The sequence below is a fragment of the Mycobacterium sp. genome (assembly GCF_025965855.1).
Lineage (GTDB): Bacteria > Actinomycetota > Actinomycetes > Mycobacteriales > Mycobacteriaceae > Mycobacterium.
Genome location: NZ_JAOPWB010000334.1, coordinates 1 through 8,197 on the forward strand (window position 1 = coordinate 1; position 8,197 = coordinate 8,197).

11 protein-coding genes and 1 pseudogene are annotated in these 8,197 nt (G+C 65.3%); 5 read left to right on the plus strand and 7 right to left on the minus strand.

Annotated elements, in window-relative coordinates:
• Positions 1-598, plus strand: a 598-nt coding sequence (locus JWP83_RS28635) for an alpha/beta hydrolase (RefSeq protein WP_297738345.1), incomplete at its 5' end; no start/stop codon positions are given.
• 30 nt (positions 599-628) lie between these two features.
• On the opposite strand, the gene JWP83_RS31390 is transcribed toward JWP83_RS28635, so the two are convergent.
• The gene (locus JWP83_RS31390; RefSeq protein WP_367185692.1) at positions 629-778 is read right to left on the minus strand and encodes a PrpF domain-containing protein; all 150 of its coding nucleotides are present in this window, start codon (positions 776-778) and stop codon (positions 629-631) included.
• Between JWP83_RS31390 and JWP83_RS28640 the strand changes: the two genes are divergently transcribed.
• Positions 764-1,294 carry a lactate utilization protein C gene (locus tag JWP83_RS28640; protein WP_297738347.1) on the plus strand — a complete coding sequence of 177 codons (531 nt, stop codon included), beginning with the start codon at positions 764-766 and terminating at the stop codon, positions 1,292-1,294. The two genes, JWP83_RS31390 and JWP83_RS28640, sit on opposite strands and share 15 nt — an antisense overlap.
• A gap of 35 nt (positions 1,295-1,329) precedes the next feature.
• Here the strand turns inward: JWP83_RS28640 and JWP83_RS28645 are convergent, their stop codons facing one another.
• Complete coding sequence (locus JWP83_RS28645; protein WP_297738349.1) at positions 1,330-2,295, minus strand: serine hydrolase; 966 nt, start codon at positions 2,293-2,295, stop codon at positions 1,330-1,332.
• A 26-nt stretch (positions 2,296-2,321) separates the two neighbouring features.
• Entirely contained in the window at positions 2,322-2,894 is a 573-nt protein-coding gene (locus JWP83_RS28650; RefSeq protein WP_297738351.1) for a YbhB/YbcL family Raf kinase inhibitor-like protein, read from the minus strand.
• Between the two features lie 289 nt (positions 2,895-3,183).
• Between JWP83_RS28650 and JWP83_RS28655 the strand changes: the two genes are divergently transcribed.
• From JWP83_RS28655 to JWP83_RS28665, 3 genes are all read left to right on the plus strand, one after another.
• A complete protein-coding gene (locus JWP83_RS28655; protein WP_297738353.1) occupies positions 3,184-3,888 on the plus strand; it encodes a GntR family transcriptional regulator in 705 nt (234 codons plus the stop codon).
• A gap of 19 nt (positions 3,889-3,907) precedes the next feature.
• Positions 3,908-4,819 (plus strand): isocitrate lyase/phosphoenolpyruvate mutase family protein, encoded by a 912-nt coding sequence (locus JWP83_RS28660; protein WP_297738355.1) that lies wholly within the window; start codon positions 3,908-3,910, stop codon positions 4,817-4,819.
• Between the two features lie 119 nt (positions 4,820-4,938).
• Positions 4,939-5,361 carry a hypothetical protein gene (locus JWP83_RS28665; protein ID WP_297738357.1) on the plus strand — a complete coding sequence of 141 codons (423 nt, stop codon included), beginning with the start codon at positions 4,939-4,941 and terminating at the stop codon, positions 5,359-5,361.
• Positions 5,362-5,663: 302 nt separating this feature from the next.
• Here JWP83_RS28665 and JWP83_RS28670 read toward each other — a convergent pair whose 3' ends face one another.
• The 4 genes and pseudogenes from JWP83_RS28670 to JWP83_RS28685 form a co-directional block, all read right to left on the minus strand.
• The gene (locus tag JWP83_RS28670) at positions 5,664-6,557 is read right to left on the minus strand and encodes an alpha/beta hydrolase fold domain-containing protein (protein WP_297738359.1); all 894 of its coding nucleotides are present in this window, start codon (positions 6,555-6,557) and stop codon (positions 5,664-5,666) included.
• Positions 6,554-6,892 carry a hypothetical protein gene (locus tag JWP83_RS28675; RefSeq protein ID WP_297738361.1) on the minus strand — a complete coding sequence of 113 codons (339 nt, stop codon included), beginning with the start codon at positions 6,890-6,892 and terminating at the stop codon, positions 6,554-6,556. Before JWP83_RS28675 ends, JWP83_RS28670 begins: the two co-directional genes overlap by 4 nt.
• 237 nt (positions 6,893-7,129) lie before the next feature.
• Complete coding sequence (locus JWP83_RS28680; protein ID WP_367185693.1) at positions 7,130-7,984, minus strand: acetyl-CoA hydrolase/transferase family protein; 855 nt, start codon at positions 7,982-7,984, stop codon at positions 7,130-7,132.
• Positions 7,956-8,197 (minus strand): annotated as a pseudogene (locus JWP83_RS28685) (LuxR C-terminal-related transcriptional regulator); the annotation flags it as partial. The pseudogene JWP83_RS28685 and the gene JWP83_RS28680, both read right to left, overlap by 29 nt.

Below are 8,197 nucleotides of genomic sequence, written 5' to 3' on the forward strand. Positions count from 1 at the left end.
AGTGATGGCGGCGCAGAACCCGCTCACGTCGCTGGCTGACGACGTCGCAAACACCCGGAAGCTGGCCGAATGGATGGGGGGATCGACCCTGCTGGTCGGCCACTCCTACGGCGGAGTGGTGATCACCGGTGCTGGCCGGGCAACCAACGTGGTGGGACTGGTCTACCTCGCGGCGTTCGCCCCGGCGCAGGGAGAAAGCGTGAACAGCATTCTCGCCAGTAGCGATGCCCCGCCCGGCTGGGCGAGTATCAGCCCCGCCTTCGACGACGACTTCCTGTGGCACCGCCAGGAAACGTTCCACCACAGCTTCTGCCAGGACCTCGACGACACCGAGTCGCTGGTCATGGCAACAGCCCAGAGGCCGCTCGCACGTCGCTGCCTCGACGATGTCAACGGGGAGCCGGCGTGGGAGACCAAGCCAAGCTGGTATCAGGTCTCGGCCCAAGACCGAATGATCCCGCCGCAGACCCAGCGGTGGATGGCTGAGCGTATCCGCGCTCGCGAAATCGTCGAGCTCGACACCAGCCACGCCTCGTTCGCCACTCGGCCGACCGAGGTACTCGAAGTGATCACCAACGCCGCCGCAGCCGCGGCTTGATGGGATCTCTTTTCTTAGCGCCCGCAAGGATCAAGACTGATCACCCGGTATGCGCACCCAGCCTTCCATCAAGACACGCGCACTGCGACTGATGATCGCCTTGGTCACCGTCCACTTGCCACTCGCCTGGCAGGCTTCGGCGCCAACCCGAAAGGTGCCCGAGGGATGGCCAAAGCGCACGGCATTGGGCGCACCGCCGTCGCGCGTTTCGCCGAGACCGTCGCCGAATACCGCGCTCAGGTGACGCGGATTGACGCCGCCGCGATCAGTGCCACCGTCGCATCCCTGGTCCGGCCAGGCGCCCCGGTGATCGTCCCCGCCGACCTGCCGACCGCCTGGGTCGAAGGCGTCGATGCCCTCATCGACGACCCCGCCGAGCCGCTGCCGATCGCACGATTAGATGGCGCCGCCGCGGTCATCACCGGCTGCGCGGTGGGCATCGCGGCGACGGGCACCATCGTGCTCGACGCAGGAAAGACGCAGGGCCGCCGCGTGTTAACGCTGATCCCCGACCATCACATCTGCGTGGTATTCACCGACCAGATCGTCAACACAGTGCCGCAAGCCTTCGCCGCGCTGAACCCGTTACGACCATTGACCTTCATCTCGGGACCCAGCGCGACGAGCGACATCGAACTAGACCGCGTCGAGGGAGTCCACGGACCCCGGACTCTTGATGTGCTGGTCGTGGAGTGACGGAGTTTGATGGGATTGGCGTGGGATGGTTCAGGTCAGGACTGTAGTGCATCCACGAGGTTGCGGACGAAGCGTGGGTAGCCGGTGACCGCGGAGCACGTGTTGTCCGGTGGTTGCGGGTTGGACTCCTCGATGCCGGGGCCGGTGGTCACGGCGACGACGGCGCGCAGCCCGGGCAGGATCGTCAGGAAGTTGCCACCCATCCCATTGGCCGAGTAGGTCCCGGCTGGGATTCCGGCAGCGGTCAGGTCCTGCTCTGGTCCGGCGATCCACCATAGGTATCCGTAGCCGCCGAACAAGGTGTCGCTCGCACCAGTAGCGGAGCCCAGGCGGGTGCTGCGCGCGATCCACTCCTCGGACAGCAACCGCGTACCGGCTCGGACGCCCCGATTGACGAACAGATCGCCGAAGCGGGCCAGGTCGCGTGCGGAGAGGAAGAAGGTGTAATTCGGGTAGCGCAGGTTACCGCCCAGTGGATCGGCCCGGTACTCGTAGGAAGAATCCGTGAACGGCTGCCAATCGGTGAAACCCAGCGGCCGGGCGAAGTGATGATCGAAGGCGATGTAGAGGCTCTTGTGGGTCAGCCTTTCGTAGATGTTGCCCAGCACGTTGAAGTCCCAGTTGTTGTACACCCAGTGGGTGCCCGGTGCGTACGCGCCGCGTGGCGGGAGGAACGATGGGCCGCCTTCGGGGGGCGGAAGGTAGACGCCCGAGCGAGCGGTGAGCAAGTCCTCGATGGTCGCGGACTTCTCCTGGTCGGTGAGTGGGGGTGTGTCGTTGATGCCCACCTCGCCCAGGGTGGCGCCGAGGTCGACGACTCCCTGGTCGTAGGCGACGCCATACAGGGCGCTGATGAGTGATTTCCGGACCGATTGGACGCGTACCGGCCTGGCGGTGTGACCGACATCGAGCAGTGTGCGCCCGTCGACAAGCACATGCACCGCGGTCGCATCGAGGGCGCGCGCCTGTTGCTCCAATGACGCGATCGTTTCGCGATTCATGCTTGGTGGTCCTTCGTGGTGTCGTGTCAGCGTAAGTAGAGGCCGTCGAGTCGGCCGCGCGCTAGGACGGGGTCGCGTGCTGCCGCGAGGACGGCCCGGGGCCTTGCCGTGCCCAGGTCCGCCCGGCCGACGGCCGAGGTGATGGGAGTGGCGAGAGCGAACAGTTGGAAGACGTACCGGTGCACGCCGTGTCCCTTGATCGGCTCCGGCCCCCGATAGCCGCGGCCCATTCCGGACCGCAGCACCTGTACGCCCGGGATGCTCCCGGCAGCGTTCAACGCTCCGGGGGGCAATATGTCGAGGTCGGGTTCGATCAGGGAGACGCAGTGCACGAACGGGCTGCGGGTCGGGGAATCGACATCCTCGACGACCAGCAGGAATTGCGCCGTCTCGTCGGGCGTCCCGTGCCATGCCAGTGTTGGCGAGAGGTTCTCACCGCCGACGCGCCGCCCGGCGTGGGCTGCGGGGATCGTGCCGTTGTGTTCGACATCGGTGCTGCGCAGGTCGAGGGTCTCCGGCCCAGCGAAAGCCGGAGAATTCCAGGCCAGTTTCGCTTCGCCGGCCCGCTTGTTCTTCAGCAGGGTTCCCAGAATTGCCATGGTGACTCCTAATTTGTCGCAGGTAGACGGCGGTGAGTCCGAGGATGCCTTTCTGCAGGTCGACGCGAACCAACGAGGTTGACAGCGGACATGGGTACCCCTTTCTCCTTGCTGGTGTGCTCACGTGGGCGTCCACGCCGCGCAGCGGGCGATCCGAACTCGTCGTCGGCGCGGCCCGCGTTGATGGAGGGCGACGGGTCGTCCAACCTGATTGTATACAGACTAGTGTACACTCTGTATCCATGGGCACTGCGACGGGAACGTCAATGAGTGAGGCGAGGTCGGTCGGATGAGCGAGCGGGTGAATCAGAGTCAACGCGCTTACGAGCAACTGCGAGATGAGATCGTGCAGTGGGAGCTGCCGCCGGGTACCCACCTCAACGAGGTCCCGTTGGCGGAACGCCTGAGCGTGTCGCGGACTCCGCTGCGTGAGGCGGTGCAACGCCTGGCGCGTGATGGGCTGGTCACGATCATTCCGGGCCGCGGTGCGCTCGTCGCCCAGCTCGCGCTGCAAGACGTTGTGCATCTGTTCCAGATGCGCGAGGCACTGGAGCCCTACGCCGCGCGTCTGTGCGCGCGCAACCCTGACCGTCGTGATTTCGGCGAGCTGCGTGCGGCATTCGAAGATCAGAAGGACCTCTTCGCGAAGGGATTGCCGCCGCAGGGCGACCACGCCGAGTACTACGCGTTGATCAAGCGAATGGACACCGCGATCGATGAGGGAAGTGGCAACCCCTACGTGCGTGAGTCACTGGAAAGGCTGCGCACACAACTGCAGCGACTGCGCCAGATCGCCAAACGCCGACCACCGCGCATGCAGCAGACCGTCTTAGAGCATCTGGCCATATGTGCGGCCATCCAAGACGGCGATGAAACCGCCGCTGCGCAGGCCACTGCCCTGCACATCAACAACAGTCTGCACAACATCGTCGCCGCGATGACCGATGACGTGATCGGCCATACCACCTTCGCCACCCCGACTACTGCCGACTGACACGAACAGGAGACCCACCGTGACACCCGCTGACGGAAACAAGGTAAGCAGCACCCCGGCCCGTTCGCCGGGTGCGCGCCTGCGCGACTTGTTCACCACCGACCATGGACTACTGCTGCCCGGCGTACCCAATGCGCTCACCGCGCTCATCGCACAGGACCTCGGGTTCGACGCCGTCTACCTCACCGGCGCGGGACTCACCAACACCTACCTCGGTCTCCCGGACATCGGCCTGATTTCACTGCCGGAAATCGTTGCGAACACCGCCGCTGTGGCGGACGCCGTTGACCTACCTCTTGTCGTCGACGCCGACACCGGCTTCGGCAATGCCATCGCGGTCGCGCGCACGGTACGTGTCCTGGAACGTGCCGGGGCCGCCGGTCTCCAGCTGGAGGACCAGGTCGCCCCGAAGCGCTGCGGGCATTTCGACGGTCAGGAAGTGATCAGCGCGGCCGAAATGGTGCAAAAGATCCACGCCGCGGTCGACGCCCGCAACGACGAGAACACCGTCACCATCGCCCGGACCGACGCCCGCGCAAACCATGGTCTGGACGCCGCACTCGACCGCGCCGCAGCCTACGCGGCAGCCGGGGCCGATGTACTTTTCATCGAGGGCCTCCACTCACGCGAAGAACTCCGCGCGGCAGGTAAATGCGTGCCAGGAATTCCGAAGCTGGCCAACATGGTCGAAGGCGGAAAAACACCCCTTCTGAGCCGTGACGAACTGGTCGCCATGGGCTTTTCCATCATCCTTTACGCCAACGCCGCCATGCAGGGGGCGATCCTGGGCAGCCAAACAGTGCTGAGGAGGCTTCGCGACATCGGTTCGTTGGATACGGCTCGCGATCAGCTCGCGCCGTGGGACGAACGCCAACGCCTGGTCCGCAAGGCCACCTACGACGAACTCGAACACCGCTACCGCACCCACTGATTCGCGGCCCGCGGGCAGCACAACACTCTGAGCAGCGAAATGGACGGATCGAAGCGACTGCCAACCCGACGTCGCTTCACGAGTTCAAATACCGATTCACACAAGGAAGCGAGATCGAAATGACCGATTCCACCGTGACGGCAGACCGCGAGCAGTTGTTCGCCAAGCTGGTCGACCCCGCCACCACCGGCAAGTTCTTCGAGCGCGTATCCGACAGCGTGTCCTGGACCGTGGAGGGCACTCATCCACTGGCCGGCACCTACACGAGCAAGCAGGCTTTTTTCGATTCCACCTTCACCATATTGGGTCCGTTGATGCGCGACGGCCTCCGCCTCGAGGTGCAGAACCTGCACATTGCCGGTGACTACACCATCGCTGAACTCCACGCGATTGCCACGACCACCGAGGGCGTTCCGTTCGACAATCGATACTGCTGGGTATGCCGTTTCGACGGTGACCTCATCGTCGAGGTCCGCGCTTACCTCGACTCGGCGATGGTCGCCTACGTCATCGGCCGCGCCGACACCCTGTCGAGGAAGTGAAGCCGACAGTCATCGTATGGCCGGAATCAGTACGACACCTTAGGTTCTCAGGCTGCCTGTCACGGTCCCGCAAGGTCTGACGTGCGCCTTCGCTGCTCGTCTTTCGAGATGTCCGCCCCCTCAGTCTCATTCGGCTGTCACTCCTGGACGGCCGGCAGGACTTGTCGATGCCGCGGAACACCTGTTCGTGTTCGACATCCTAAAGTCGACGGACCGACGCGACGCGACCCCGCCGAGCGCTGTGAGTCAGACGCCGGCACCCACCGTTGAGACGGTGGTGCTAACTTCGTGCCCTTCCCGGTCTAAGTTCCACCAACGGCAGCACTGCCGACCAGTGCAGTGATGAGGGTGCGCGCCGAGGCGCCCTCGGCGGTCGGCAGCAACGGGTACACATGCTGGGCACCGGGTTGCTCGTGGTAGTCGACGGACACCGCCGCGTCTTTTGCGCGGGCCACGAACTCGCGGGCGTCGGGGTTGTGGATGTCGTGGGTACCGCTGAAGAGCGCGATGGGGGCAAGCCCCGTCAGGTCCGCGTAGAGCGGACTGACCAGTGGATCCTTGCTATCCAGTTCACCGATGTAGAGCTGCGTGCTGGCCGTGCTGCCCGCGACACTGAGCACGCGGTCATACCGCGCGACCGAGGCGATCGCCGGATTGGACTTCGATGCGTCCAGCCCCGGGCTGATGAGCACCAGTTGCCGGGGCTGCGGCAAGCCACGGCGACGCAGCGTTTGGGCGATACCGAGAACAATATTGCCGCCAGCCGAATCGCCCACCAGCGTGACGTTTTGCGCGCCGTGGCGTCCCATCAGGTCGGCGGCGATGTCGGTGGCGACCGGCACGGTTTGGCACGCCGTGCTGTGCGGGGCCAGTGGGTAGATCGGCACGGTGACCTCGGCGGGGCCGTCGTTGGCGAGCTTGGCGATCAGCGACCAGTGCATCGGGAGGATTTCGCCGATGAACGCGCCACCATGGACATAGAGCACCTGCGGGGTGGGTTTCGGGGCGTTGCGCGGGACGACCCGGTAGCAGGTCCAGCTGTGTCGGGTGTCCACTGAAAAGGCCACCTTGTGGTCCAGTCGCCGCGGCGGGGCGAAGGGCGCGGGCCGCACACTGTGCTCGCGCACATAGCGCTCGACCTTGGACGGGCTGTCCAGGCGATGCCGGAAGCGCGTCACGATCAGCAGTGCGGTCACCAACCGACTGGACAAGCTGGGCATGGCGCTTCCTCCTCCGTTTTTCCCGAACTATCTCGTTCGCTCCAAGCCGCCGCTGCCTTCACGCGCCCGAGCAGTTCCATCAGGTCGGTTACCTGGATGTTTTCCAGCGAACGCACCGCATCCTTGATCTCCTGCGACCCCCCCTCGGCGACCTGCTCACGACAGGCCGGTGCCGGGTCGGCGCCCAAGGCGGCAACGCAGCAGCCCAGCGAGTCCAGATTATGGATTGGCAACTGCCTCCTCGACTCAGCCGACAGGTCAGCGAAAGAAGCGCGGGCCGCATACTTGGCAAGAGTTTCCACTTGAGTCATCATCAGAACCCTCCGTTCTTAGTCGCTGTGGCCGGCTCAGTATCGAGGATTCGCGCAAGTTCCCCGAGGCAGGGAGAGCCGCCTCCGCCCGGCTGGACCCAGCGGCGCCCCGCCCGGAGCTCCCGCCCAGACCCGGGAGGTCCCCTACGTCGTGCATTACGGCAATCGTCATCATTTAGCCTTTCGTGAGTGCTTTGTGGCGCCAGCGCCTTCGTGGTCGGTAGCAGGTGGTGGTGCTTAGTGCAGAAGGCCGGCCTTGCGGGCGTCGAACGTCAACTCGTCGCGGTGGTCGGGGTGGGCGATGGCGATCAGGCGGCGGGCTCGTTGGTCGAGGCTTGCTCCGCGCAGCGCGGCGACGCCGTATTCGGTGACGACGTGATCGACGGTGTTTTTCAGGGTGGTGACGACGCTGCCCGGGGTGAGGGTGGAGCGGATGCGGCCGCGGCCGCCGCTGGTGGTGGAGTGCAGCACCAGGAAAGCTTTGCCGCCGTGGGAATACATGGCGCCGCGGGCGAAGTCGGCTTGGCCGCCCGAGGATGACCAGTAGCGTCCGGCGATGGTTTCGCTGGCGGCCTGGCCCATCAGGTCGACCTCGGTGGTCGCGCTGATCGACACGAAGTTGGGTTCGTTGGCCACGACGCGGGGGTCGTTGGTCCAGTCGACGGGCATCATTTCGACGGCGGCGTTGTGGTCGAGCCAGCGCAGCAAAGTCGGTGTGCCGACCGTGAAGGTGGCGACGTGCTTGTTGCGGTGCTGCTGTTTGCGGGTGCCGGTGGCCACACCGCGCTCGACGAGGTTCATCAGGCCGTCCGACAAACACTCGGTGTGGATGCCCAGATCGCGGTGATCACTCAGCGCGCTGAGCAGCGCGTCGGGGATGGATCCCACGCCCACCTGCAGGCAGGCGCCGTCGGGAATCAGGTCGGCGATGTGGCCGGCGATCGCTGCGTCCTGGGGTGCCGGCGGCCGGTGTGTGATCGCGGGAAAGCCCGCGCCGCTGCGGATCCACCCGGCCAGCTGGCTGATGTGGATCTGGTTTTCTCCGTAGGTGAACGGCTGACCGGACCCAGATCCGATGAGCGATGCCGGCATTGGAGCGACCCTCGGCCATCAACGCCAACACCTCGCGCTCGCGGGCACTAAGCACCTCCAGCGGATCATTGCGCCGCCGCGCTGAGACCAACTCGGCCACCAGCGCCGGATCCACCACCGAGGCGCCCTTGGCGATGCGCCCCAGCGTCTCCACGAAGTCGGCCACATCAGTGACCCGACTCTTGAGCAGATAACCGACGCTGCGCCCACTGG

Bases quoted from the DNA above. Each gene is read 5' to 3' on its own strand.
- JWP83_RS28640 (WP_297738347.1), top strand. From the start codon at position 764: ATGGCCAAAGCGCACGGCATTGGGCGCACCGCCGTCGCGCGTTTCGCC.
- JWP83_RS28645 (WP_297738349.1), bottom strand. From the start codon at position 2,295: ATGAATCGCGAAACGATCGCGTCATTGGAGCAACAGGCGCGCGCCCTC.
- JWP83_RS28650 (WP_297738351.1), bottom strand. From the start codon at position 2,894: ATGGCAATTCTGGGAACCCTGCTGAAGAACAAGCGGGCCGGCGAAGCG.
- JWP83_RS28655 (WP_297738353.1), top strand. From the start codon at position 3,184: ATGAGCGAGCGGGTGAATCAGAGTCAACGCGCTTACGAGCAACTGCGA.
- JWP83_RS28665 (WP_297738357.1), top strand. From the start codon at position 4,939: ATGACCGATTCCACCGTGACGGCAGACCGCGAGCAGTTGTTCGCCAAG.
- JWP83_RS28675 (WP_297738361.1), bottom strand. From the start codon at position 6,892: ATGACTCAAGTGGAAACTCTTGCCAAGTATGCGGCCCGCGCTTCTTTC.
- JWP83_RS28680 (WP_367185693.1), bottom strand. From the start codon at position 7,984: ATGCCGGCATCGCTCATCGGATCTGGGTCCGGTCAGCCGTTCACCTAC.